This is a genomic window from Bacillus sp. N5-665 (assembly GCF_022637375.2).
Lineage (GTDB): Bacteria > Bacillota > Bacilli > Bacillales > Bacillaceae_G > Bacillus_A > Bacillus_A wiedmannii.
On the sequence record NZ_CP093325.1, the window covers coordinates 1001394 to 1028195 of the forward strand.

At 36.7% G+C, this 26802-nt stretch carries 26 protein-coding genes, 1 pseudogene and 1 other annotated feature; of the genes and pseudogenes, 22 read left to right on the forward strand and 5 right to left on the reverse strand.

The window, feature by feature from the left end; all coding sequences use genetic code 11:
* Positions 1 to 35: 35 nt before the first annotated feature.
* From MNO09_RS07580 to pheA, 12 genes are all read left to right on the forward strand, one after another.
* Positions 36 to 1424 (forward strand): Rne/Rng family ribonuclease, encoded by a 1389-nt coding sequence (locus MNO09_RS07580; protein ID WP_000855438.1) that lies wholly within the window; start codon positions 36 to 38, stop codon positions 1422 to 1424.
* A gap of 77 nt (positions 1425 to 1501) precedes the next feature.
* Positions 1502 to 1579 (forward strand) — a sequence feature (ribosomal protein L21 leader region).
* Between the two features lie 14 nt (positions 1580 to 1593).
* Entirely contained in the window at positions 1594 to 1902 is a 309-nt protein-coding gene (rplU, locus tag MNO09_RS07585; RefSeq protein WP_000270907.1) for a 50S ribosomal protein L21, read from the forward strand.
* Between the two features lie 11 nt (positions 1903 to 1913).
* Positions 1914 to 2258: a ribosomal-processing cysteine protease Prp gene (locus MNO09_RS07590; RefSeq protein WP_002008596.1), complete on the forward strand. Its 345-nt coding sequence runs from the start codon at positions 1914 to 1916 to the stop codon at positions 2256 to 2258.
* Between the two features lie 3 nt (positions 2259 to 2261).
* The gene (rpmA, locus tag MNO09_RS07595) at positions 2262 to 2552 is read left to right on the forward strand and encodes a 50S ribosomal protein L27 (RefSeq protein ID WP_000944957.1); all 291 of its coding nucleotides are present in this window, start codon (positions 2262 to 2264) and stop codon (positions 2550 to 2552) included.
* A 63-nt stretch (positions 2553 to 2615) separates the two neighbouring features.
* Entirely contained in the window at positions 2616 to 3164 is a 549-nt protein-coding gene (locus MNO09_RS07600) for a sporulation initiation phosphotransferase B (protein ID WP_001003578.1), read from the forward strand.
* Positions 3164 to 4447, forward strand: a complete 1284-nt coding sequence (gene obgE / locus MNO09_RS07605) for a GTPase ObgE (protein ID WP_000497116.1) — start codon at positions 3164 to 3166, stop codon at positions 4445 to 4447. The genes MNO09_RS07600 and obgE overlap by 1 nt, the downstream gene beginning before the upstream one ends.
* 137 nt (positions 4448 to 4584) lie before the next feature.
* Positions 4585 to 5292: a response regulator transcription factor gene (locus tag MNO09_RS07610; protein ID WP_000276709.1), complete on the forward strand. Its 708-nt coding sequence runs from the start codon at positions 4585 to 4587 to the stop codon at positions 5290 to 5292.
* Positions 5282 to 6364 (forward strand): HAMP domain-containing histidine kinase, encoded by a 1083-nt coding sequence (locus MNO09_RS07615; protein WP_000865390.1) that lies wholly within the window; start codon positions 5282 to 5284, stop codon positions 6362 to 6364. Before MNO09_RS07610 ends, MNO09_RS07615 begins: the two co-directional genes overlap by 11 nt.
* A gap of 93 nt (positions 6365 to 6457) precedes the next feature.
* Positions 6458 to 7234 (forward strand): ABC transporter ATP-binding protein, encoded by a 777-nt coding sequence (locus tag MNO09_RS07620; protein ID WP_000114530.1) that lies wholly within the window; start codon positions 6458 to 6460, stop codon positions 7232 to 7234.
* Complete coding sequence (locus MNO09_RS07625) at positions 7209 to 9131, forward strand: ABC transporter permease (protein WP_001011405.1); 1923 nt, start codon at positions 7209 to 7211, stop codon at positions 9129 to 9131. Before MNO09_RS07620 ends, MNO09_RS07625 begins: the two co-directional genes overlap by 26 nt.
* Before the next feature lie 49 nt (positions 9132 to 9180).
* Positions 9181 to 11094 carry an ABC transporter permease gene (locus MNO09_RS07630; RefSeq protein ID WP_001026329.1) on the forward strand — a complete coding sequence of 638 codons (1914 nt, stop codon included), beginning with the start codon at positions 9181 to 9183 and terminating at the stop codon, positions 11092 to 11094.
* 96 nt (positions 11095 to 11190) lie between these two features.
* On the forward strand, positions 11191 to 12042 hold the full coding sequence (gene pheA / locus MNO09_RS07635) for a prephenate dehydratase (RefSeq protein WP_000621716.1): 852 nt from the start codon (positions 11191 to 11193) through the stop codon (positions 12040 to 12042).
* A gap of 112 nt (positions 12043 to 12154) precedes the next feature.
* Here the strand turns inward: pheA and MNO09_RS07640 are convergent, their stop codons facing one another.
* The 3 genes from MNO09_RS07640 to MNO09_RS07650 form a co-directional block, all read right to left on the reverse strand.
* Positions 12155 to 12802 (reverse strand): MOSC domain-containing protein, encoded by a 648-nt coding sequence (locus tag MNO09_RS07640; protein WP_070169133.1) that lies wholly within the window; start codon positions 12800 to 12802, stop codon positions 12155 to 12157.
* Between the two features lie 83 nt (positions 12803 to 12885).
* Positions 12886 to 13428 carry a transcription repressor NadR gene (locus tag MNO09_RS07645; protein WP_000812240.1) on the reverse strand — a complete coding sequence of 181 codons (543 nt, stop codon included), beginning with the start codon at positions 13426 to 13428 and terminating at the stop codon, positions 12886 to 12888.
* A complete protein-coding gene (locus tag MNO09_RS07650; RefSeq protein WP_000973752.1) occupies positions 13428 to 14570 on the reverse strand; it encodes an IscS subfamily cysteine desulfurase in 1143 nt (380 codons plus the stop codon). Before MNO09_RS07650 ends, MNO09_RS07645 begins: the two co-directional genes overlap by 1 nt.
* Positions 14571 to 14722: 152 nt before the next feature.
* Here MNO09_RS07650 and nadB point away from each other — a divergent pair, with 152 nt between their 5' ends.
* The 5 genes and pseudogenes from nadB to MNO09_RS07675 all read left to right on the forward strand — a co-directional run bounded on the left by nadB (position 14723) and on the right by MNO09_RS07675 (position 21320).
* On the forward strand, positions 14723 to 16252 hold the full coding sequence (gene nadB / locus MNO09_RS07655) for an L-aspartate oxidase (RefSeq protein ID WP_001138553.1): 1530 nt from the start codon (positions 14723 to 14725) through the stop codon (positions 16250 to 16252).
* 19 nt (positions 16253 to 16271) lie between these two features.
* Complete coding sequence (gene nadC, locus MNO09_RS07660) at positions 16272 to 17105, forward strand: carboxylating nicotinate-nucleotide diphosphorylase (protein WP_001092213.1); 834 nt, start codon at positions 16272 to 16274, stop codon at positions 17103 to 17105.
* 30 nt (positions 17106 to 17135) lie between these two features.
* Positions 17136 to 18242, forward strand: coding sequence for a quinolinate synthase NadA (nadA, locus tag MNO09_RS07665; protein ID WP_241950108.1), 1107 nt, complete (start codon positions 17136 to 17138; stop codon positions 18240 to 18242).
* A 226-nt stretch (positions 18243 to 18468) separates the two neighbouring features.
* A pseudogene (safA, locus tag MNO09_RS30995) lies at positions 18469 to 18625 on the forward strand (SafA/ExsA family spore coat assembly protein); the annotation flags it as partial.
* Positions 18626 to 20663: 2038 nt separating this feature from the next.
* On the forward strand, positions 20664 to 21320 hold the full coding sequence (locus MNO09_RS07675) for a YhcN/YlaJ family sporulation lipoprotein (protein ID WP_001093529.1): 657 nt from the start codon (positions 20664 to 20666) through the stop codon (positions 21318 to 21320).
* A 33-nt stretch (positions 21321 to 21353) separates the two neighbouring features.
* Here the strand turns inward: MNO09_RS07675 and MNO09_RS07680 are convergent, their stop codons facing one another.
* Complete coding sequence (locus MNO09_RS07680; RefSeq protein ID WP_078182771.1) at positions 21354 to 21797, reverse strand: branched-chain amino acid ABC transporter substrate-binding protein; 444 nt, start codon at positions 21795 to 21797, stop codon at positions 21354 to 21356.
* Between the two features lie 431 nt (positions 21798 to 22228).
* Between MNO09_RS07680 and MNO09_RS07685 the strand changes: the two genes are divergently transcribed.
* On the forward strand, positions 22229 to 22759 hold the full coding sequence (locus tag MNO09_RS07685) for a BofC C-terminal domain-containing protein (RefSeq protein WP_000871201.1): 531 nt from the start codon (positions 22229 to 22231) through the stop codon (positions 22757 to 22759).
* Positions 22760 to 22770: 11 nt separating this feature from the next.
* Here MNO09_RS07685 and MNO09_RS07690 read toward each other — a convergent pair whose 3' ends face one another.
* Positions 22771 to 23715, reverse strand: coding sequence for an iron-hydroxamate ABC transporter substrate-binding protein (locus MNO09_RS07690; protein WP_078182770.1), 945 nt, complete (start codon positions 23713 to 23715; stop codon positions 22771 to 22773).
* Between the two features lie 188 nt (positions 23716 to 23903).
* On the opposite strand from MNO09_RS07690, the gene ruvA reads away from it, so the two are divergent.
* From ruvA to queA, 4 genes are read left to right on the forward strand one after another with little or no spacing between them, the layout of a single operon-like run.
* Positions 23904 to 24521, forward strand: a complete 618-nt coding sequence (ruvA, locus tag MNO09_RS07695) for a Holliday junction DNA helicase RuvA (RefSeq protein WP_000464511.1) — start codon at positions 23904 to 23906, stop codon at positions 24519 to 24521.
* Positions 24522 to 24526: 5 nt separating this feature from the next.
* Positions 24527 to 25528, forward strand: coding sequence for a Holliday junction branch migration DNA helicase RuvB (ruvB, locus tag MNO09_RS07700; RefSeq protein ID WP_000344466.1), 1002 nt, complete (start codon positions 24527 to 24529; stop codon positions 25526 to 25528).
* On the forward strand, positions 25525 to 25725 hold the full coding sequence (locus tag MNO09_RS07705) for a DUF2905 domain-containing protein (protein ID WP_000138162.1): 201 nt from the start codon (positions 25525 to 25527) through the stop codon (positions 25723 to 25725). The genes ruvB and MNO09_RS07705 overlap by 4 nt, the downstream gene beginning before the upstream one ends.
* A gap of 19 nt (positions 25726 to 25744) precedes the next feature.
* A complete protein-coding gene (queA, locus tag MNO09_RS07710; protein ID WP_000354006.1) occupies positions 25745 to 26797 on the forward strand; it encodes a tRNA preQ1(34) S-adenosylmethionine ribosyltransferase-isomerase QueA in 1053 nt (350 codons plus the stop codon).
* The last annotated feature ends 5 nt before the right edge of the window (positions 26798 to 26802 follow it).

Sequence of the window (26802 nt, forward strand, 5' to 3'; positions counted from 1 at the left end):
AAAAGCAAAGAAGATTATAAAGTGAGGAAAGAATTTTGAAAACGTTATATATGAACTATGCAGGATCGGAAAAACGCGTTGCAATTGAAGAGAAGAAAAAAATTGTTGAGTTTTTATGGAAACGAAATGAAGAACAAGAGATTGTTGGGCATATTTATGTTGGACGTATCGTAAGAACGATTGCTGGAATGAACGCAGCTTTTGTAAACATCGGTTTAGAAAAACATGCGTACCTTTCATACGATGATGTACCATCTTCTTATCGTATACATGAAGGGCAAGCAGTACTCGTGCAAGTTGTGAAAGAGGCAATTGATACGAAAGGACCGAAATTGACGGCGAACATAGAATTTACCGGGAAATATGTCGTTTATATGCCATATGATGAAATGCGTGCGGTTTCTCGGAAAATAAAAAACAATAAAAGAAGGCAACAGCTACTCCAAATTGAGGTAGAAGGGACAGGAGGTTATATTTTCCGCTCTGCTTCTGAAAAAGGAGAAATTGAAGAAATACAAGCTGAAATGCAAAGGTTACAGCAGTTATATGAAGAGCTAAAAAGAAAAGAGGGCCAAGGAAAGGCACCGTTACTACTTCATCGACCGGCGACCTTTTTAGATCGTGTATTCCAAGAGAATCCGATTGAAACGATTGAAAAAGTAGTTGTAGATACAAGAAGTATAGTAAAAGAATTAGAAGAAAAGATCGGAAAAGAAAAAGTATCTTTTTATAATGAAAAATCTTCAATGTTTAACCATTTTGGAATAGAGCGTGAGATCGAGAAAGCACTTCAAAAAATTGTGTGGCTCCCGAATGGTGCTTATTTAATTGTGGAACAAATGGAGACGATGACTGTAATTGATGTGAATACGGGCAAGTTTACTGGAAAACAGAATTTACAAGATACAGTCCTTCGTACAAATGAAGTGGCAGCTGAAGAGATTGCACGTCAATTAAGACTGCGTGATATCGGTGGTATGATATTAATTGATTTTATTAATATGAAAAGAAGAGAAGATAAAGAAAAGGTAAGAGAATGTCTGATGGCTGCTATGCAAAATGATCGCACATATACAAGAGTGCTCGGTTTTACAGAGTTAGGGATTTTGGAGATGACACGTAAACGTAAGAAACATTCTTTACGCGACGTATTACTAGAAGAGTGTGTACCGTGCAAAGCGACGGGGTATGTGATGTCATATGAAACAATTGCGTATGAGTTAGAGAGAGAGCTAATTACATATGGCAATATAGAGGATGAGGCAGTATTAATCGCGGCACCTAAAGAATTACAAAAACAATTCTTGCAAAAAGAATTACACAAAAATATTCCATTTGAAATTTATTTCAAAGATGATATGATCGAAAAGTATGCTATTATTCGTTTTGGAAGTAAAACAGAAATTGTAGAACGGAAAAAATAGTTAGTAGAACATTTATTGACAACCGTCTATGATTCATGATAACATCTTTATGTTATAGTTTATAGCACCTAAACGGCTATATGCTACAACCGCACAAGACAGGTTCCCTAAAGACATTTATGTCTACCTCGTTTTTGGCGAGTCTTAGTAATTAAGAGGAGGTGCAAGTATGTACGCAATTATCGAAACAGGTGGAAAACAAATTAAAGTTGAAGCTGGTCAAGCAATCTACATTGAAAAATTAGATGTTGAAGCTGGTGAAACTGTTACTTTTGACAAAGTTCTTTTCGTTGGTGGCGAAAACGTTAAAGTTGGTAGCCCAGTTGTAGAAGGTGCAACAGTTACTGCGAAAGTTGAAAAACAAGGTCGCGCTAAGAAAATCATCGTTTTCAAATACAAAGCGAAAAAGAACAATCGTAAGAAACAAGGTCATCGTCAACCTTACACTAAGCTAGTTGTTGAAGCTATCAACGCTTAATCCAGGTTAACATGATTAAAATTACGATAAGTCGCACGAAATTAGGAAGTATCCAATCATTTAAAATGACTGGACATGCCAATTATGCGCCACATGGACAAGATCTTGTCTGTGCTGGAACTACAGCGGTTGTGTTTGGTTCTATAAATGCAGTGGAAGAACTTTGTAATGTGCAGGCAACTATTGAACTCGGAAGTGACGGCGGATTCTTAACGTATGAATTGCCTAATGATTTAGACGTTCATACAGCAGAAAAAGCACAGATACTTTTAGAAGGATTGGTTGTTTCGCTTAAGACGATCGAACTTGATTACGGAAAGTATATCCGTTTAATAGAAAAAGTGCAGGAGGTGTAACGTATGTTAAGATTAGATCTTCAGTTTTTCGCATCTAAGAAAGGTGTAGGTAGTACAAAGAACGGTCGTGACTCTCAGTCAAAACGTCTTGGTGCTAAACGCGCAGATGGTCAAACGGTTTCAGGTGGTTCAATTCTTTACCGTCAACGCGGTACAAAAATTTATCCAGGTGTTAACGTTGGTCGTGGTGGCGATGACACTTTATACGCGAAAGTTGACGGCGTAGTACGCTTTGAGCGTCTTGGCCGTGACCGCAAACAAGTGAGCGTATATCCTGTTGCTCAAGAAGCATAAGAACTCACGGAAAACTCTAACCTGAGTGCAGGTTAGAGTTTTTCTATATTAAGGGGTATCTAAATGAATGAAAAATGGACAATTATAGATGCATTGCGTCATTCAAGACATGATTGGCTCAATCGTATGCAGATGGTGAAAGGAAACCTTTCCCTTGGAAAAGTGGAAGAGATTCATAGTCTCATCGATCGTTTTGTCCAAGAAGCGAGACAAGAATCCAATCTGATAGGGCTATCAATGCCTTTATTTTCAGAGTGGATTTTAACATATAATTGGAAACAGCAGCCGTGCTTATTGGAGTACGAAGTATTAGGGAAATTACATAACTTATCTCACTTAGATGAGACTGTATGTATATGGACGAATCAATTTTTCTCAATACTTCAGCATAGTTTAGACGTATATGTTGAAAATTATGTTTGTATCACAATTGAATGTGACGCGGAGAATGCTCGTTTCTTTTTTGATTTTCGTGGTAAGCTAACGAGTGTAGAAGAACTACAGAATTGGCTTGCGAACCAAAACAATAAATGGTATTCCATTTCTTATACAGTACGAGACGAAGAAGTCTCAGTTATATTACAACCAATCGAAAAAAGTGTGGTGAAATAATGTTTGTAGATCAGGTCAAGATATATGTAAAAGGCGGCGACGGTGGTAACGGAATGGTTGCGTATCGTCGTGAGAAGTATGTACCTAAAGGTGGCCCAGCAGGTGGCGACGGTGGTAAAGGTGCAGATGTTGTTTTTGTTGTTGAGGAAGGCTTACGTACATTAATGGACTTCCGCTACCAACGTCATTTCAAAGCTGATCGTGGTCAGCATGGAATGAGTAAAGGTCAGCACGGTCGTAAATCTGAAGATTTAATCGTAAAGGTTCCACCGGGAACAATAGTAAAAGATGAAAAAACAGGTGAAATTCTTGCCGATTTAGTAACGCATGAACAAACAGCTGTAATCGCAAAGGGTGGCCGCGGTGGTCGTGGTAACTCACGTTTCGCAACACCGACGAACCCAGCGCCAGAAATCGCTGAGAACGGTGAACCAGGTCAAGAACGTGATGTCACGTTAGAACTTAAAGTGCTAGCAGATGTTGGACTTGTTGGATTCCCAAGTGTAGGTAAATCTACATTATTATCTGTTGTATCATCAGCGCGTCCGAAAATTGCAGAGTATCACTTTACAACAATCGTTCCAAATCTTGGTGTTGTTGAAACTGGTGATAACCGCAGCTTCGTTATGGCTGACCTTCCTGGACTAATTGAAGGCGCACATGCCGGCGTCGGACTTGGACACCAATTCTTACGTCATATTGAGCGTACACGTGTAATCGTGCACGTTATCGATATGTCTGGTTTAGAAGGCCGTGAGCCATATGAAGATTATGTAACAATCAATAGTGAACTAAAAGAATACAATATGCGTTTAACTGAGCGTCCACAAGTTGTTGTTGCAAACAAAATGGATATGCCAGGTGCAGAAGAAAACTTACAAGCATTTAAAGAAAAATTGGGAGACGAAGTGAAAATTTTCCCAATCTCAGCTATAACGAAACAAGGTGTTCGTGACTTACTATTTGAAGTAGCGAACTTATTAGAAACAACACCAGAATTCCCAATGTACGATGATGTAGAAGAATCTGAAGCAAGTGTAATGTACAAATTTGAATCTGAATCTAATTTTGAAATTACACGCGAAAGTGATGGCACATTTGTTATTTCTGGTTATGATATTGAGAAAACATTCAAAATGACAGACTTCTCACGTGATGAATCTGTACGCCGATTTGCTCGTCAAATGCGTGGAATGGGTATTGATGAAGCCCTTCGTGCACGTGGTGCAGTAGACGGAGATATTGTAAAAATTCTTGAATATCAATTTGAATTTATCGATTAAGACTGCCGAAATATGGCAGTCTTTTTTTATTGTAAATGTCTGATTCGTATAGGAAAATATACCCACTAATTTAATTTTCAATTTATAATAGAACAAGGAGTGGCTTTGGAAGAATTTTTTATGGGGAGAAAACGAACATGTATAAAATATTAATTGTAGAAGATGATGAAAAAATAGCGGGAATATTAGAGGAGCATTTAGAAAGGTATGGCTATCAATCATTTAGAGCAAGTGATTTACGTCATATAAAAGATGAGTTCGTAAAAATAAATCCTCATCTCGTATTACTGGATATTAATTTACCATATTTTGATGGTTTTTATTGGTGTCGTCAAATTCGTACTGTATCGAATGCGCCGATTATTTTTGTTTCTGCAAGAACAGGGGAAATGGATCAAGTAATGGCGATCGAGAATGGTGGAGATGATTACATTACGAAGCCATTCCATTTAGATATTGTAATGGCTAAGGTGAAAAGTGCACTTCGTCGTGGCTATGGTGAGTATGCCTCTGTTGCTGAGAGTGATTGTTTAGGTGTAAATGGACTGTTGTTATTTCCGTCCCAGCACATTGTTGAGTGGCAGGGGCAACAAACGGAGCTGACAAAAAATGAATTTTACTTATTAGAATGTTTAATGAAACAAGCAAATCAATATGTAACGCGTGAAGAACTGTTAGAAGCCCTGTGGGATGAGATAGCTTTTGTTGATGATAATACATTAACCGTAAATGTAAAACGCGTAAGGAAGAAACTAGAGGAGCTAGGCATTCAAAATGCAATTGTAACGAAACGCGGATATGGTTATGCGCTTCTTACAGAGTGGGGCGAAGGGCATGAAGGTTAAAAATTACTTCATGGACCGTTTTTCTTTACTTCTTTCTTATATTAGTAGCCTTTGTTTATTTGGGCTCGTTTTGCAGTTGCAAAGTTTTTTAGAAAAAAGATCCATTGATTGGAGTACGTGGTTATATGGGCTTTTATTAGGGACAGTTGTATTTATTGTATACCTCATTTACGATTATCGAAAACGAAGTGTATTTTTAAAAAGAATCGAAAAATATGTTGCTAGCGGAAATACATTACACGACTCTTTACTTATTGATACTTCTTATACGTCAGAGCAAGAGATGGTTGTTGAATCGTTTACGCTATTAAGACAGCAATATATGAATGAAGTTCATAAACAACATGCGAAAGAACAACAGCAAATGATATTTATGAACCAATGGATTCATCAAATGAAAACACCAGTATCGGTTATAGAATTGCTATTACAAAAGTTTGGTAAAGAGCATCGTGAAGCAAGAGCAACAGTTGAAAGTATTCGCGAAGAAAATAATCGTATACTAAATGGTTTAGATTTAGCGTTACATATGGCAAGGTTAGAGCAATTTGCGAAAGATTATAAAGTAGAAGTAGTAAATGTGATAGATATCATCAGGGGGATTATTAATGAAAATCGAAAATCTTTCATTCAATCGTCGGTATTTCCGAAAGTAATGTTTGATGAAGATACTTGTATGGTTGCATCTGATAGAAAATGGCTAAGTATTGCTATAGGGCAAATTGTTGTAAATGCAATTAAGTATACGAAAATTTCAGAAGCAGAGAAAAAGGAAATTCAATTTCAAATTGAAGAGAAAGATCAAAAGGTGTTACTACATATTAAGGACAATGGAATTGGTATTCCAAAGCAAGATGTAAAGCGTATATTTGATCCATTCTTTACGGGAATAAATGGCCGTAAAACGAGAGAAGCGACTGGAATGGGTTTATATATTACGAAGGAAATTTGCGATAATTTACATCATGGAATGTATGTGCAATCGGCTGAAGGGGAAGGGACAACATTCACGTTCCAATTTGCAAAAGATGAAGAATATCATACATTAATGAGAAAAATGACAAAACTGTAAGATAACAAAACGTTTTGTAAGGGAAATCACTCGTTTCTTTTTCTTATTTTTCTTATAGTAAATGTAAGAAGAAAACACATAGGGGGATTAGAAATGAGTGTTCTTGAAGTAAAAGGATTAACAAAGGTGTACCAATCAAAAGGTTCAGTAGCGACGACTGCTTTAAATGATATAAATTTTAAAATAGAAGAAGGCGAATTTGTAGGGATTATGGGTCCTTCAGGAAGCGGGAAAACAACGCTTTTAAATTTATTAGCAACAATTGATAAGCAAACTTCAGGTCATGTGCTTGTAAATGGCGAAGAAATTAATCAAATGCGTGCTGCAAAATTAGCAGAGTTTCGCCGTACACATTTAGGGTTCATTTTCCAAGATTTTAACTTACTTGATACGTTATCGATTAAAGAAAATATCATTTTACCACTTGTAATGGCGAAGAAATCTGTAAATGAAATCGATGCAAAAGTGCTTGAGATTGCAAAGTTCTTAAATATCGAAGAAATATTAAATAAAAAAGTATATGAAGTATCAGGCGGACAGCAACAACGTGCAGCAGCTGCGAGAGCGATCATTCATGAACCGACGTTAATTTTAGCGGATGAGCCAACTGGAAACTTAGATTCAAAGTCAGCAAAATCATTAATGAGCGCGTTGCAAGATTTACATGAACAAAAGAAAGTGACAATTGCAATGGTAACGCATGATCCAGTAGCGGCGAGTTATTGCGAACGTATTCTTTTCATTCGCGACGGAGAAATTTTTTCAGAAATACATAAAGGAAGAACGAAACAAGCCTTTTTCCAAGAAATTCTGGACGTACTTGCGATGCTAGGAGGGGAATATCATGAACTTTCGCCAGCTCGCGCTTAATAACGTAAAAGGAAATTGGCGTAATTATAAAGCTTTCCTTATTAGTAGCTGTTTATCGATTGTCGTATTTTTCATGTATGCTTCCTTTATTTATCATCCAGATGTCGTAAGTGGTAATATTAGTATGAGAGGGATGATCTCAAAAGGGCTAGAATCGATGAATTATATTGTAGTCATCTTCTCAGCACTCTTTATTTTATATGCAAATTCAACATTTTTACGAGCAAGAAAAAAAGAGTTTGGTCTATTAACATTAATAGGCGGAACAAAATCTCAACTTGGCCGAATGATTATATTAGAACAGCTTATGTTAGGTAGCATTGCAATTGTAGTAGGTATTGGGCTTGGCATGCTTTGTTCAAAATTATTTTTCCAAGCATTAAGCGTAATATTGAAAATAGATAAAACACTTCCACTCGTATGGAATAGTAAAGCAATTCTTATTACAGCAGGTATATACTTTATTCTATTTTTAATCCTATCATTGTTTAGTGTTTGGACAGTAGGGCGCTTGCAAATTATTGATTTATTAAGAGAAGCAAGAAAACAAAAAGTAGAACCTTTTGCATTTACATCGTTATGTGTAGTTGGTATAGGATGTATTATTGTTGCATATGTACTGAGCTTCCAAGTGACATTTATGAATTTTATCATTCTGTTTTTACCGATTGTAGGGCTGACGATAGGCGGAACTTATTTACTGTTTACACAAGGTAGTACAGTCGTATTAAAAGCATTGCAAAAAAGAAAAAGATCTTTTTATACATATCCAAATATGTTCGTACTTAGCAATCTTATTTATAAAATGAAAGATAATGCTCGTTTTCTATTTGTAATTTCTATCATTACGGCCGTTGTATCTTCAGCAGTTGGTACACTGTACGTATTTTTTGAGGATATGAGTTATAAGGCAGTAACTAGTACCCCGCATGCTATTTCGTATGAGGAAAAGGGAATAAATACGCATAATGTCATCAAAGAAGGAAAGGCAAAAGAATTAATAAAAAAACACGGATTTGAAGAAGCGCGAGAAGTAATGTACGTAAAACTTCCTGGAACTCAAAAAATCACGATGTTTAACAGTGAACATGAAGTACCGATGGCGATTGTTTCAGAAAAAGAATATAATGCTGAAGTACGTAAACAAAAGAGAGAGCAAGTTAGAGAAGTTCATAATGCACCAGGTAGTGCAACGATGGTCATAATGGATATGGCAAACGATATGATGAAGATAGATCGTACGAAACCGTATGAAATTAAAATTAACGGACAAACGCAGTCTGTTCAATTAAATGAGCCAACTCCATTTTCTGTTTTTAATGATAGTGAATATCTCATTGTGAATGATCAAGATTTTGAGAAATACGCAAAGCTCGTACCAGATGAAGAAAAGACGAAATATTACGGTTATTATATAGAAGACTGGAAAAGTACGGAAGACCTTGTGTTAGATTTGAAAAAGGAAGTTGCATCGGATAAGCAAGAGGAATTAAATAACTCGGTGCTCGCTTATAAAGATATAAGGGAATCAGGAGCAATTACGATGTTTATCGGTTTCTTTGTAGCTGTACTGTTCTTCTTCTTCGCTTGTAGTATGACATACTTTAAATGGTTTAACGATAAAGAACAAGATCGTATTCAATTTAAATCGTTAAAGAGAATCGGTATGACAGATAAAGAAATTCGTAAAATTGCAATTCGACAAATGGGCGTTATCTTCTTTATCCCAATTTTAATCGGTGCAATTCATAGTGGATTTGCTCTTCATACGTTAGGGAAAATGCTCTATATTGATTTATGGAAATCAGGAGCGATTGTAATTGGAGCATACATTGTAGCTTCTGCGATTTACTTTATGATCGCGCAAAGGGGATATTTGAAACACGTGCAAAGCTAGAGAAACCTCTAGCTTTTTGCCTATGTAGTAAGTTATAGGGGGACGATAGATGAACATTCGGCAACTAGCGCTGCAAAATATAAAAGGAAATTGGCGTAATTATAAAGTGTTTTTCTTAAGTAGTTGTTTTGCAATATTTGCGTCTTTTGCATACATGTCTGTCATTGTACATCCGTATATGCAAGAGACGATGTGGTATCAAAACGTACGCTGGGGACTTATCATATGTAATGTTATAATTATTTCTTTTTTCGTCATATTTATTTTGTACGCTACTTCTATTTTCATAGAGGCACGTAAGAAAGAATTAGGATTATATATGTTAATGGGGGCAACGAAATCTAACGTAATAGGAGTAATTATGACCGAGCAAATATTGATCGGGGTATTTGCTAATATTTTCGGTATTGGGCTTGGTATAATCTTTTTAAAGCTCTTTTTCATGGTGTTTAGTATGTTACTGGGGCTTCCGAAAGAACTCCCTGTCATATTTGATGTGAGAGCAATTGGGGGAACGTTTATTACGTATATGTTCGTATTTGTTGTTTTATCTTTTATAAGTGCTTTACGAATATGGAATATAAAAATCATTCGGTTATTGAAAGAATTTCGAGCAGATAAAAAAGAGAAGAAAACATCAATGTGGCTTTGTATATTCGGCTTTATTTGTTTAGGGATAGGATATGCGTTAGCGTTACAAGCGACGGTGACAACGATAGCATTCTATTTTTTCCCTGTGTCTATACTTGTCTTTTTCGGAACGTATTTTTCTTTTACACACGGCACTGCTCAAATATTAGAAATGATAAAACGAAATAAAAAGATTATGTATACATACCCGTATTTATTTATAGTGAATCAATTGTCACATCGAATGAAGGAAAATGGTCGTTTTTTCTTTCTAATGTCAATGGCAACGACGTTTGTAGTTACGGCAACAGGTACGGTATTTTTATATTTTTCTGGTATGCAAGATATGTGGCGGGGCGGGGGAGTACACTCATTTTCTTACATAGAAAAAGGTACTTCTTCTCATGAAGTCTTTGCGGAAGGTGCGGTTGAACAATTATTGCATCAATATGGGTATAATGATTTTCAAACTATGAGTTTTGTTGGAGTGTATGCATCCTTTCAGTCCAATAAGGGAGAAACAGAAGTAGCGCCGCTCATTAAAGAAAGTGAATACAATCAAGAGGCAAGAAAACAAAAACAGAAAACGTATCATCCTAAAAAAGGGACAGTTACACTCGTTTATTATAGTAAATACAATCATCCGTATATATATGATCAAAAAGAGATTCAATTACAAGTAATGAATCAAACATATTCATTCGTATTTAACGGTCAAAAGGAAGGGGTACAATTTAACTATCACCCTTCGTACATTAATGGTCTGTTCTTCGTCACGAATGATGAAGACTTTGACAGTATAGCAAATCAGGTTTCTGATTCTGAGAAAATGATATATAGAAGCTATACATTACCAAATATCGAAAATACGAAAAAATTAAATGAAGATTTACGGAAACATATGAAACAAGATAAAGATAATGCATTTCGAAGTAATATGGAGCTATATGTGAATATGAAATCGTTCGGTGATATTACTCTATTTATGGGCTCATTCATTAGTATATTATTTTTCCTTACATCATGTAGCATCGTATATTTTAAATGGTTTCATAATATTGCATCGGATCGTAAAGGGTACGGTGCACTTTCTAAGCTTGGAATGACGAAAGAAGAAGTGTGGAAAGTTTCCCGTTGGCAATTGTGTATGCTATTTTTTGCGCCAATTATAGTAGGAAGTATGCATAGTGCAGTTGCGCTATATACGTTTCATAATACGATCTTTATGGATGGTTCATTACGAAAAGTAGGCTTGTTTATTCTGTGTTATATCGCTGCATGCATCGTTTATTTCTTTTTCGCTCAAAGAGAATATAGGAAACATTTAGACTAGCAAACGCTAGTCTTTTTTAAATATTCGAAATTTACATAGAAGAATATAAAAAAGTATGGTATAACAGTAAGAAAACGAAAAAGAGGGGAAAAGACGATGATTCGAGTAGGATATTTAGGACCGGAAGCAACATTTACAAATATGGCGGTGAGTCGTTTTTTTCCGGAAGCAGAGCATGTACCGTATCGCACGATTCCAGACTGTATTGATGCAGCTGCAAATGGAAATGTAGACTTCGCAGTTGTACCGTTAGAAAATGCCATAGAAGGTTCAGTGAATATAACGGTTGATTATCTTGTACATGAGCAGCCGCTCTCCATTGTAGGAGAAATTACAGTACCAATTCAGCAGCATTTACTTGTACATCCGCAGTATGCAGGAGTGTGGGATGAAGTATATGCGGTGCATTCTCATCCGCATGCCATTGCACAGTGCCACAAGTTTTTAAATGAAGAATTAAAAGGAGTAACTGTTCGAGATATGACATCAACAAGTGCTGCTGCGCAATATGTGAAAGAACATCCTGAAGAAAAAATCGCTGCTATTGCAAATGAAGCAGCCGCAGAAAAATATGGATTAACGATCGTAAGACGTAGCATTCATACGCATAAAAATAATCATACACGCTTCCTCGTGCTCCATAAAAAAAAGAAAGCAATACTCCCAAATAACGGAGAAAACCGCGGAGAGAAAACGACGCTTATGATAACGTTACCTGCTGATTACGCAGGAGCACTATATCAAGTGTTATCAGCTTTCGCATGGAGAAAATTAAATCTATCAAAAATCGAATCCCGCCCGATGAAAACAGGTCTTGGAAATTACTTTTTCTTAATCGATGTCGATAAAGCATACGATGATGTATTATTGCCAGGCGTAACGATGGAACTTGAAGCACTCGGCTTTTCTGTTACTGTGCTGGGGAGTTATTCTTCTTATTGGTTGTGAGAGAAGTGGATGAACTGTCGATATTTCCCTTCTAATCGCTAATATAATTTCATCGGATAATACATTTTGTGATATATAAATAGAATCCCACCTATAAATGGTGGGATTCTATTTATTTTAACTTCGCAAGACGATCCTCTAACTGACCACGCCAAATATCGGCTAGTTCTGGAACAGCAAGAATCTTTTCGATGCCATCTTTATCTTTTCTATTATGAAAATAAATTTCGTTAGAGAACAAGACAGAAACATTGCTCGGTTGACGTTCTAGTAATGTAATTTTAGAATCTTTACGTACAGTACCTTCTTGAAGAACGCGGCATAGGTAACCAGTAAATCCAGTTGCTACAATGCGCGGCAGTATGCCAGGAATACCAAGGCGCTTTGAAATTGTGCTACAAGGTACTCTCGCTTGTGTCACTTGAATGATTGCTTCACCTAGTTGATATGTATCTCCGATGTAAACATCACGCTCTAACATATTTGTTACGGTAATGTTTTCGCCAAATGTGGAAGCTGGAAGCGTAGTTTGAAATTCTTCTTCCCATAGTGCGTAATGTTCGTGTGGGTACACACAAACTGCGCGATCAGGTCCCCCGTGGTGTTTTAAATCCGCTACATCATCACCACAAAATCCATCTTTTGAGAGAAAAGCTTCTTCTGTAAGTTCTTTACATATACCAGTAATCATTTCTTTATCTTCGCTATATTTCATTTGTTTCGGTTTGCCAATGCTAAAGTGAACGAGTTCAATTCCCATGTTTGATCCCCTTTACAATTGATTACAATATTATATCACTAAAAAAGCACAGAGAATGATAAAAACTCTGTGCTTTACATGAATTAATAAACGAGAAATCCTGCTTTATCTAGAGCCTCGCAAGCAGCATCTAACTTTTCTTTTGAATCTGCCTCAATTGTATGTAAGTGAATACCATCTGTTAGCTGCGAAAGATAGGAAGCATTCGTGTTTTCGATTTTTTGTAAATATTGCTCTACATCAAATCGATTACTTACCATGATGGATGCTGTTAAGTCACCGTATACAGGATGCTCAACTTTTACATCTTTAATCGTAACGCCGTGATCAACAAGCATTGTAAGTTCTTGACGTACTTCTGCTGGTTTATGTTGGCATACAATTACGCGTTCGAAAGCTTGTTGTTTCTCTTGTGGTTTTAAATATAAATATCCTTGAGCAGTTGCAATAATCGGTTCGTTTCGTGCTTTAAGCAAGGAAATATCTTGCACGATAACTTGTCTACTTACATTTGTCTTTTTCGATAGTTCATTCCCAGATAACGGTTCATTTGCAGCGAGAAGCCATTGAAGGATGAGCTGTCGTCTTTCTTCACCTAAAATCTTTTTTTGGTCATTTTGTTTCATTATGATTTAACACCTCTATAAAATTGATTTCCAATTGTGTGTAGTGCATGAATAGTAGTATCAATTTGATCTTTCGTTGTTTGTTGTCCGAAAGAGAAGCGAACATATTGTTTTGCCTCTTCATACGTTTTTCCAATTGCAAGCATTGTTTTCGAAGGTTCTTGTTTACCGACTTGGCAAGCACTTCCGGTGGAAATGGCAATACCATGGCGATTACATTCTAGCATTGTATATTGACCTTCTATTCCTTTTATTGTAACCCCAATAATATGTGGTAAACAAGAAGTAGAATGACCTTCTACTTGAATTTCTAGAGGAAGCGCTTGTAAATGTCTTAAAAAGTAGGAGCGTAACTCTTTAAAACGTAAGCTCTCTTCTTGTTGATTTTTTAATATATTCTCAGCAGCTGTTAAAAAAGATGCGATGCCAGGAACGTTCACTGTACCTGGGCGAAACCCTTTTTCGTGAGAAGTTCCCGGAAAGATTTGTGCCCAGCGAACTTGGGGATTTATATAGCAAGCGCCAACACCCTTTGGTCCGTATATTTTATGTGCTGAAACAGAGAGACTATCAATTCCCATCTCAAAAACATTGATAGGAAGTTTACCAAATGTTTGTACACAATCTGAATGAAATAAAACGTTATATTTTTTTAAAAGTGCCCCGATCTCTGTGATGTTTTGAACGGTTCCGATTTCAGAGTTTCCGTGCTGTATGCTTGCTAGAACAGTATTTTTTGTAATGGCTGTTTCTAAATCATCTAAATGAATTAGCCCGCCTTCATCAACAGGAATTTCAGTAATTGTATACCCTTCTGATTGTAAGGATTGAAAATAACTTCGAATGGATGCATGTTCCATAGGTGTCGTAATAATGTGCTTCTTATTTCGAGCATTGAGAAGGGATTGAATCGCAAGGTAGTTGGATTCCGAGCCGCCGCTTGTGAAGAATACCCCTTGTTCCTTTCCACCAATCATGTCAGCAAATGTTTTTCGGCAAACTTGTAATAAAGAAGAGGCTGTTCCTCCAATATCATGTAAACTTTGTTCATTTCCAAAGTATTGCGATGCTGCTTTCATATATGTGTGTAATGCTTCTTCACTCATAGGTGTAGTAGCTGCATAGTCAAGATATATCATCATGTAAGTTCCTCTCCTTAGTAAGAGTTACATTTCTTATATTTTTTTAATGGTAGTGAAAATAAGAATTATAAAAAAACTCTTGTCATTATTTTAAAACTATGTAAATATAGGTGTCAAGACAGTTGAAAAGTGTAAAGTAGGAGGCAACAATTATGCCAAGTGCAGATGTCTTAATTATTGGAAGTGGCGTTGCGGCACTTCGTGTTGCGAAAGAGATTTGTCACGAAAAGAATGTGATTATTATCACAAAGGAAACAAATCGTAATAATAATACATATTTAGCGCAAGGTGGAATTGCCGCGGCGGTTGCAACATATGACAATCCAAATGATCATTTTGAAGATACGTTAGTAGCAGGATGTCATTATAACAATGAAGATGTGGTCCGTTATTTAGTCGAGGAAGGGCCGAAAGAAATGAATAATCTCATTGAAAATGGAATGAAATTTGATGGAGATGAAACGGGTCCTCATCTTGGAAAAGAAGGCGCACATCGAAAGCGTCGTATTTTACATGCAGGTGGCGATGCAACAGGAAAGAATTTATTAGAGCATTTTATTCAAGAAGTAGCTCCGCACGTTACGGTAGTGGAACAGGAAATGGTGCTCGATTTTATTATAGAAAATGATAAATGTGTTGGAGTTTTAACAAGAACTAGTGAAGGGAAGTTGAAGCGTTACGTTGCAGATTATACGGTGTTAGCAACAGGCGGGATTGGCGGTTTATACGCCTTTACTTCTAACGATAAGACAATTACGGGTGATGGACTTGCGATGGTGTACCGCGCAGGCGGGGAGCTCGTAGATTTAGAGTTTGTACAGTTTCATCCAACAATGTTATACGCGAACGGGCGATGCTGCGGCCTCGTCTCTGAAGCTGTCCGTGGTGAAGGAGCTATCCTTATGAATGGAAAAGGGCAGCGTTTTATGATGAATATACACCCTGATCACGATCTCGCACCACGTGATGTAGTAGCAAGAGCGATTCATGAGCAGCTTTTGGCGGGTGAACAAGTGTATGTAAATATCGAGTCTATCCAAAATTTCGAAGAACGTTTTCCGACTGTATCATCATTGTGTAAAAAGAATGGTGTCGATATAAATGAAAAACGCATTCCAGTCGTACCCGGTGCTCATTTTCATATGGGCGGCGTGAAAACGAACTGTGATGGAGAGACGTCCATTCCAAATTTATATGCGGTCGGTGAAGTAGCTTGTAATGGTGTTCATGGAGCAAATAGATTAGCAAGTAATTCATTATTAGAAGGTCTTGTGTTTGGAAAAAGAATAGGACAACATATTTTAACCAAAGCGACAAAAGAAAGCTGGAACAACGTGGCTGAGAAGGAAAAGAAGTTTATCGTTCTGAATCATTTGCCGGCGAAAGAAGAAATACAAGAATGCATGATGAAATATGTTGGGATTGTGCGAACAGAGCAAAGTTTATCTTATGCAAAGAGATGGCTTAGAAAGTACGGTGTTCGAAATATGATATTACAACATGATGCTCTTACAAATGAAGAGATAACACTTATTAATATGTTAACAGCCTGTGAGCTTATAGTCGTGTCAGCTTTGCAAAGAGAAGAAAGTATTGGTGGCCATTATCGAAATGACTATCCAGATAGAAATAGCGTAAAAAAAGAGATCGTTCGAGTGAGAAGAAAACTACAACTTGTGTGATGAAGGGAAGAAGGGCTCTATGAACACGATAAAAGTGAAAGAAGCATTAAATCGATTTTTTCTAGAAGATATAGGAGAAAGAGATGTAACATCTCAGCTTATTTTTCCAGACAATTTACTTTCAAAAGGAACGTTTCTTGCGAAGGATACAGGTGTCTTTGCGGGGCGTTTAGTAATTGAAGAAGGATTTAAATTAATTGATGAAAGAATTGAAGTGGAGCTTCATAAAAAAGATGGAGATCTTGTAGAAAAAGGCGAAATAATAGCAACTGCGCAAGGACCAATTGCTTCGTTATTGACGGCAGAGCGCGTTATATTAAACGTTATCCAGCGTATGAGCGGGATAGCTACGATGACACATAAAGCTGTTCTTGCTTTAGATAGCGGCCATACACGTATTTGCGATACGCGAAAAACGATGCCAGGGCTACGCATGTTTGATAAGTATGCAGTTGTGTGCGGAGGCGGATTTAATCACCGTTTCGGTTTATATGACGGTGTCATGATTAAAGACAATCATATTGCTTTTGCTGGTTCTATTACGAAAGCTGTTACATCGGTGAAAGAAAAATTAGGACATATGGTGAAAGTAGAAGTGGAAACAGAAACGGAGGAGCAAGTGAGAGAGGCTGTAGCTGCTGGTGCAGATATTATTATGTTTGATAACCGTACGCCAGATGAGATCCGGGAGTTTTCAAAGATTGTACCAAGTGCCATCGTTACGGAAGCATCAGGAGGCATTACAATTGAAGATTTATCGAAATATGGAAAAACAGGGGTCGATTATATTTCACTTGGAGCGTTAACACATTCAGTGAAAGCACTTGATATTAGTTTCAATATTGAGGCGTAAGGAAAGTGGCTTAGAGGGGGAGAAAGGAATATGAGTATTTTAGAAAAAGTGCAACCGATTGAAACGATGTTACCAGAGCGTTATTACACGATGACAACAGAAGAAATGGAAAAGCGTGTTCGTGAAATTAAAGAAAAAATGGGGAAAACACTATTTATTCCAGGACATCATTACCAAAAAGATGAAGTGGTACAATTTTCTGATGCAGCAGGAGATTCACTTCAGCTTGCACAAGTTGCAGCGAGCAATAAAGAAGCGAAATATATTGTATTTTGCGGTGTACACTTTATGGCAGAAACAGCAGATATGTTAACGACAGATGATCAAATCATTATTTTTCCAGATATGCGTGCAGGTTGTTCGATGGCAGATATGGCAGATATTGAACAAACAGAAAGGGCATGGAAAGAGCTCGCAAAATTATTTGGAGATACGATGATTCCGTTAACATATGTTAACTCTACAGCTGCAATTAAAGCGTTTTGTGGTCGTAATGGCGGAGCAACAGTAACTTCTTCTAATGCAAAACAAATGGTGTCTTGGGCGTTTACACAAAAAGAGCGTCTTGTCTTTTTACCGGATCAACATTTAGGAAGAAATACAGCATACGATTTAGGTATCCCATTAGATAAAATGGCAGTATGGGACCCACATACAGATTCATTAGAGTACGATGGAGATATAGAAGGAATTCAAGTGATTTTATGGAAAGGGCATTGTTCGGTTCATCAAAACTTTACAGTGAAAAACATTGAGAATATACGGAAAAATCATCCGGATATGAATATTATTGTACATCCAGAATGTTGTTATGAGGTCGTTGATGCTTCGGATTACGCAGGATCAACGAAATATATTATTGATATGATTGAAGCAGCGCCACCTGGAAGTAAATGGGCAATTGGTACAGAGATGAATTTAGTGAACCGAATTATTCAGCAACATCCAGATAAAGAGATTGTTTCACTTAATCCATTTATGTGTCCGTGTTTAACGATGAACCGAATTGATCTGCCGCACTTATTATGGGTGCTTGAAACGGTAGAAAGAGGAGAAGAAATTAACGTTATTAGCGTAGATAAACAAGTGACTGAAGAAGCGGTTCTTGCATTAAATCGTATGTTAGAGCGTGTGTAAAGCAACGGTATTTCTGTTGCTTTTTTTCATGCATATAATCATAACGAGAACGAAATGGGCATACATTGTTTTGAAGAAATCATTGCGATTTTCTTATGCTTATTCCACTTCTAATGATATTGAAAATCGAAGAAGTGATACAAGTGAAAAGAAGTTAACGTTATTTAGAAAGGGTTACTTCATGAGATTTGTTACTTATAGATAAGTTATACAGGAGGGGGAAAATTTGAAAATTCATATCGTGCAAAAAGGGGATACCCTTTGGAAAATTGCGAAAAAGTACGGAGTGGATTTTGATACGTTGAAAAATACAAATACACAACTTAGTAATCCAGATTTAATCATGCCAGGTATGAAAATTAAAGTACCATCAAACAGCGTTCACGTGAAACAACATGCTGGAGCAGGTTCATCACCTCCAAAACAATACGTAAAAGAAGTACAACAAAAAGAATTTGCAGCAACGCCAACTCCGCTTGGAATAGAGGATGAGGAAGAAGTTACGTATCAATCAGCGCCAATTACACAGCAACCTGCAATGCAACAAACACAAAAAGAAGTGCAAGTAAAACCACAAAAAGAAGTACAGGTAAAACCACAGAAGGAAATGCAAGTAAAACCACAAAAAGAAGTACAGGTAAAACCACAGAAGGAAATGCAAGTGAAACCGCAAAAAGAAGTACAGGTAAAGCCACAAAAAGAGGTGCAAAAAGAAAAGCCAATTCAAATAGAAAAACCAGTTGAAAAACCGTCTGTTATTCAAAAACCACCTGTTATAGAAAAACAAAAACCAGCAGAAAAAGAAAACACGAAGTTTTCGATAAATGTATTACCACAGCCGCCGCAACCACCAATAAAAGCAAAAAAAGAATATAAAATTTCAGATGTAATTAAAAAAGGAAGCGAGTTAATTGCTCCTCAAATTACTAAAATGAAACCTAATAACATCATTTCTCCGCAAACGAAAAAAGATAACATAGTGTCACCACAAGTGAAGAAAGAGAACGTAGGAAATATAGTATCATCGCAAGTGAAGAAAGAGAATATAGGAAATATAATATCACCGCAAGTAAAGAAAGAGAATGTAGGAAATATAATATCACCGCAAGTAAAGAAAGAAAATATAGGAAACATAGTATCACCACAAGTGAAGAAAGAAAATGTAGGAAACATAGTATCACCACAAGTAAAGAAAGAAAATGTAGGAAACATAGTATCACCACAAGTAAAGAAAGAAAATGTAGGAAATATAGTGTCACCAAATGTATCGAAAGAGAATGTAGTCATTCCGCAAGTAATACCGCCAAATATTCAAGTACCAAACATCATGCCAATGTTGGATAACAATCAGCCACCAAATATGATGCCAATGTTGGATAATAATCAACCACCAAATATGATGCCAATGTTGGATAATAATCAACCACCAAATATGATGCCAATCATGGATAATAACCCAATGCCAAACATCATGCCAATGTTGGATAATAATCAACCACCAAATACGATGCCAATCATGGATAACAACCAAATGCCAAATATGATGCCGATAATGGATAACAACCAAATGCCAAATATGATGCCGATAATGGATAACAACCAAATGCCAAACATGATGCCAATCGTGGATAATAATCAAATGCCAAATATGATGCCAATAATGGATAATAATCAAATGCCAAATATGATGCCGATAATGGATAACAATCAAATGCCAAATATGATGCCAATCATGGATAACAATCAAATGCCGAATATGATGCCGATAATGGATAATAATCAAATGCCAAATATGATGCCGATAATGGATAACAATCAAATGCCAAATATGATGCCGATAATGGATAATAATCAACCACCGAATATGATGCCATATCAAATGCCATACCAACAGCCTGTGATGCCGCCTAATCCGTATTATCAACAACAAAATCCATATCAAATGCCATATCAGCAAGGAGCACCGTTTGGACCGCAATATACGTCTATGCCGAATCCAAATATGATGCCAATGGATAATAATATGCCGCCGCTCGTACAAGGTGAGGAAGATTGTGGATGCGGAGGAGAGAGTAGGTTATATAGTCCTCAACCTGGAGGACCGCAATACGCAAATCCTTTATATTATCAACCAACTCAATCGGCATATGCGCCACAGCCAGGAACGATGTATTATCAACCAGATCCACCAAATGTATTTGGAGATCCAGTTTCAGAAGAAGAGGACGAAGAGGAAGTTTAAAAAAGGTGGGATTATTCCCGCCTTTTTTTTATGTAGAGTCGTTCTGAAAATGGAAGATTTACATCAAATGTTAGAAAATCCCCAGTGAAATATTAACAGTGTAAAAACCTTCTCTGTTACTCATCATAAGAGGGAGCTTTTCAGAAGAGAAGCTCATTCTAACAGAGGGGGTTTTTGTATTGAATACGAAAGTAAAAGTGATTGCTGCTTCTTTGTTAGTTACCAGTGCATTAGCTGCATGTGGTACACCAAAAGATAACAATGCAATGGATGGACGTAACTACAATTACGAGCGTACATCTTATAATGATACACACCAGTACCGTGATAATGTAACGCGTAATGATCGTTATACAGATTATGTAACATATAGAAATGGTCGTAACGATACAGGATATAACAATTATTACCGCGATGTAAATTACAACGGTCAAATTGCTAACCCGCATCCAACACGTAATATTACAATGAACAATTCATACATTAACAATGATGGTAAAACAGCAGAAAAAATAACAAATCGTGTAAAGCGTATGAATAACGTAGACCGCGTGTCTACAGTTGTATATGGAAACGATGTGGCGATTGCGGTAAAACCGCGTAATCCAGTATCGAATGAAACGGCACTTGCAAACGAAGTTCGTCAAGCCGTTGTAAATGAAGTTGGAAACAGAAATGTATATGTTTCTGTAAGAAATGACATGTTTACTCGTGTCGATGCAATGAGTACACGCCTACGTAATGGTACAGTTACAAACGATTTTAATCGTGATATAGGGAATATGTTCCGAGACATTCGTTACGGTTTAACCGGTACTACTGGTACTATGCGATAGCAAAATAAAAGAGGAAGGGGGAGCCCTTCCTCTTTATTCATCATTGTCTTGTACACGACGTTTTTTAATAAAATAACTAACGGAATAAGACGCTAAAAAGCATATGAAGAAAATACTACCTGTTAAAACTGCTTCAAAGAGAGGTCTTTCTGGACTGAAAATGATATAAATAATAGCTATAATAGTTCCTACAATAAGAGAACGTAAAATAATTTTGTAATAAGGAGTTAACTTTATATCTTTTTCGCTCTCTTCTACATCGATTGAAACGCTTAACTGTAAATAAGCAATTAAAATACTCGTAAGCATAAATAATAACCATAATGGAGATTTCGTAATTTGATCCATTCCTTCAGTGAATCCGATATAGCCTAAAATGCCAATTATACCAAGTGATTGAAAAAGAAAGGCAATACGTATGTTTTTTAATGTTTTCAGAATGAGACGTTCATCCTTTATTTTTTTCACAATATCCATCTCCTGTTTATTATGATTTCGCTGTTACACTAATTGTAACGTATATATTACATTTATCAATTTATAATTTACATAAATTTATTTGGCTAAAAGAGGAAATAAAATATTTTTATAAACATGTTGCACTTATACTTTATTAATGTTATATTAGCAAAGCGATGAGCTAATTTACGTAAGACGAGAGATATGCTTAAGTGCTAAACACGCGAATGTGGTCGCCTGGTCTCTCGCCGTAAACGCATCAAGACGCCTGCTTTGCAGGCGTCTTTCATTTTATATAAAAACAAATGCTAATGCAGATAAAGATAAAACTTTATCTGCATTTTTTATTTTCGAGAGAAATGTAATACGGTCATTTATATGGATAAAACCTCCATTTCCGGAAAAGCTACTAATGAAAGTTTGATCTTGCCTAAAAGAGGTGAACGGAAATGAAATGGATACTGATTGCAGTACAAGCTTTCGTTATGATGTTTTGTTTCGTTTATGAAACGAATGTGAAGGCGGAAGGGCCAGTACCAGAAGTAACAGAAAAAGAGCCGGAAGTTACAATTTTATTAGAGCGAATGTATGTTGATGGAGAAGTAAGCGAGGAAATATTTACAGAAAAAGTAGCGGACTTAGAAAAGTTTCTACAGCAATATAAAGAATGGCAGCTTGTTGATCGTGATGATGTACAAATCGTATTACAAAAGAAAGTTGATGATATTTCTCCATTATTGAAAACGAGCGGATATTTTGGTGTGTCAGAGGAAGGGATATTACAAATTTTTAAAGGTGTACCGAAAAGTGATAATGCGATTCATTCCTTCTTTCAAATTGATATGAAAAAGCTGGAGAGTTATGAGCGTGCAAAATTGAAGCGTGGTATTCGCATTAAATCAAAAGAAGGTTTTGTGAAGACGATTGAAAAAATGAAGCAATACGCAGTGCAAAATAAGAAAAAAAGCAGCTCATGGTGAGCTGCTTTTTTTTACTTGTTTTTATCTAAAATTTGTTTTGCGATTTCATCAATTAGCATATCTTTTCCGATTGGATTGAAAGCTTTCGTATTGAAGATTTCATTTGATACTTCATATACGTGATTGTTTTTAACTGCTTTATTGTCTTTCCAAACGGCACTGTTTTTGTAGTCTTCGTAAACTTTATCAGCTTCGCCGCCAAAGTTTACAATAAACATTTGATCAGGTTGGAATGCAACAAGACCTTCTAGCGATACTTGTGCCATCGTTTGTTTTAAATCTGTACCTTTTGTTACTGGAAGTTTTAAGTCATTAAAGATGATGTCACCGTATCCGAAGCTACCGTATACACGGAAGTTTTGTGGTGTAACTGCGACGAACATAAAGTTCTCATCTTTTGTTTTTTCTTTAATTTTTTTAGATAAAGAGTCTGCTTTTTTATCGTAGTCTGCAATCCATTTGTCTGCTTTCTTTTCTTCGTCAAATAGTTTACCTACTTCTTTAAACTTACCGCGCCAGTCTTCTAAGTTTGTTTCTAAAACAACTGTTGGTGCAACCTTTTCTAATTGATCATAAATCTTCAATTGACGATTATTTAAAATAATTAAGTCTGGTTTTAATGCAGTAACAGCTTCTAAATCAACTTTAGGTGCCCAGTACCAACCTACTGCTTTTACGCCATCTAATTTGTCAGTTAAATGATTTTGGATTTTATCTTTATATGTGTTTGCTGTACCAACAGGTTTGTGTCCAAGAAGTAATAATTCTTCTGTTGATCCAGATAGGTCAACAATTCTCTTTGGATTTACTGGAATTGTAGCCTCCCCTTTAGCGTGTTTTACAACTTTTGTTTTCGGTTGTTCTTTCGCTTTCGATTCTTCTTTTTGAGAAGAACAGCCAACGATAGAAAGAACAACTAGCATAATAGTAAATAAAATAAATAGCTTCTGTTTCATCCTGATGTAACCCCTTTAATTAGTATTGATAATCATTATCGACTTCTGTATATTAAGGTGCTTCATACTTTCTGTCAATGGAAAATAACAGAAGTTTCAAATAGAGAACATTTGTTGGGGTAGTCTCGCTTTTCTATCATTAAATATGTTAAAATGGAATACATGATTTAAGAGGGAGAGATCGTATTTTGTTTGAATATGTTACAGGTTACGTGGAGTATGTAGGACCGGAATATGTCGTAATTGACCATAACGGAATTGGTTATCAAATTTTCACACCAAATCCGTATGTATTTCAAAGAAGTAAGCAAGAAATCCGTGTCTATACATATCATTATGTGAGAGAAGATATTATGGCACTTTACGGTTTTAAAACACGTGAAGAGCGTTTATTATTTACAAAGTTGTTAGGTGTGTCTGGTATTGGACCAAAAGGCGCTCTTGCAATTTTAGCGTCTGGTCAAACAGGACAGGTCGTTCAAGCGATTGAACACGAAGACGAGAAGTTTTTAGTGAAGTTCCCGGGCGTCGGAAAGAAAACAGCACGCCAAATGATTTTAGATTTAAAAGGAAAACTAGCTGATGTCGTGCCAGATGCATTTGTTGATTTATTCTCAGACACAGAACGTTTTGATGAGAAGAAAGGTTCATCAGCTGAGCTTGATGAGGCGCTGGAAGCTCTGCGCGCACTTGGATACGCAGAACGAGAAGTTTCTCGCGTTGTACCAGAGTTATTAAAAGAATCATTAACGACGGATCAGTATATTAAAAAGGCACTTAGTCTTTTACTAAATGGTAAGAGGTGAGTATAATGGACGAACGTCTCCTTTCAGGGGAATCTGCATATGAAGATTCGGATTTAGAATATTCATTACGGCCACAGACGCTCCGTCAGTATATTGGCCAAGATAAAGCGAAACATAATTTAGAGGTGTTTATTGAAGCAGCGAAAATGCGTGAAGAAACGTTAGATCATGTGCTTTTATATGGACCACCAGGACTTGGTAAAACGACGCTTGCCAATATTATTGCCAATGAAATGGGCGTAAATGTTAGAACGACTTCAGGTCCAGCAATTGAAAGGCCGGGAGATTTAGCAGCTGTATTAACAGCACTTCAGCCGGGGGATGTACTATTTATTGATGAAATTCATCGTTTGCATAGATCAATTGAAGAAGTATTATATCCTGCGATGGAAGATTTTTGCCTTGATATTGTAATTGGAAAAGGGCCGTCAGCACGATCTGTACGTCTAGATTTGCCTCCGTTTACACTAGTTGGAGCAACGACACGTGCGGGAGCATTATCAGCGCCGCTTCGTGACCGTTTCGGTGTACTTTCAAGATTAGAGTATTACACAGTAGATCAGCTTTCTGAGATTGTTGAACGTACAGCAGAAGTATTCGAAGTTGAAATTGATTCGTTAGCCGCACTAGAAATTGCAAGACGTGCTCGTGGTACACCTCGTATTGCGAATCGTTTATTACGACGTGTACGAGATTTCGCACAAGTTCGTGGTAACGGAACTGTTACGATGGAAATTACACAAATGGCGTTAGAACTACTGCAGGTAGATAAACTAGGTCTAGATCATATCGATCATAAATTATTGCTTGGTATTATTGAGAAATTCCGTGGTGGCCCAGTCGGGTTAGAAACGGTTTCGGCAACGATTGGAGAAGAGTCTCATACGATTGAAGATGTATATGAGCCATATTTATTACAAATTGGTTTTTTACAACGAACGCCAAGAGGCCGAATCGTAACGCCGCTTGCATATGAGCATTTCGGAATGGAGATGCCAAAAGCATGACGGAGATGCCAAAGCTGCTTATTACAGCTGGTATTTTGCTCATTGTTGTTGGATTAGCTTGGAAGTTCATAGGAAGGCTTCCAGGCGATATTTTTGTGAAAAAAGGTAACGTTACCTTTTATTTTCCTATCATTACATGTATTGTGTTAAGTATTGTATTATCTTTTATTATGTATATAATAAATCGATTTAAATAAGAAATAGGTGGATATAGTTATGGATATTAATCTGTTTGATTTTCATTTACCAGAAGAACTTATTGCACAAATCCCATTAGAAGATCGTGAAACATCAAGATTAATGGTGTTAGATCGTGAAACAGGCGATATTGAGCATAAACATTTTACAGACATTCTTTCTTACTTACATGAGGGGGATTGCTTAGTTTTAAATGAAACGAAAGTTATGCCTGCTCGTTTGCACGGTGTGAAAGAAGATACAGGCGCGCACATTGAAGTACTTCTTCTAAAACAAGAAGAAGGCGATAAGTGGGAAACGCTTGTTAAGCCAGCGAAACGTGTAAAAGAAGGAACTGTTATCTCTTTTGGCGAAGGGAAATTAAAAGCAACTTGTATAGGAACTGCAGATCAAGGTGGACGTCAGCTTGAATTTTCATATGACGGCATCTTCTATGAAATTTTAGATGAGCTTGGGGAAATGCCACTTCCTCCATATATTAAAGAGACGCTAGAAGATCGTGATCGCTATCAAACAGTATATGCGAAAGAAATCGGTTCAGCAGCAGCGCCGACTGCGGGACTTCACTTTACAGAAGAGCTATTGGAGAAGTTAAAACAAAAAGGCGTTGGGTTAGCTTTCATTACACTTCACGTAGGACTTGGAACATTTAGACCAGTTTCTGCAGATACGATTGAAGAACACCATATGCACGCAGAATATTACCATATGTCTGAAGAGACAGCTGCGTTATTAAATCGCGTGAAAGAGAATGGTGGACGTATTATTACGGTAGGTACGACTTCAACTCGTACGTTAGAAACAATTGCGACAGATCATGATGGTAAGCTTTGTGCTGCTTCTGGCTGGACAGACATTTTTATGTACCCAGGTTATGAATTTAAAGCAATTGATGGTTTAATTACAAACTTCCATTTACCGAAATCAACATTAATTATGCTTGTAAGTGCATTTGCAAATAGAGATAATGTACTTCACGCTTATAATGAAGCAGTAAAAGAAAAATATCGTTTCTTTAGCTTCGGTGATGCAATGTTCGTTGCATCTCACGCTAAAATGGGAAACAAATAAAAGGA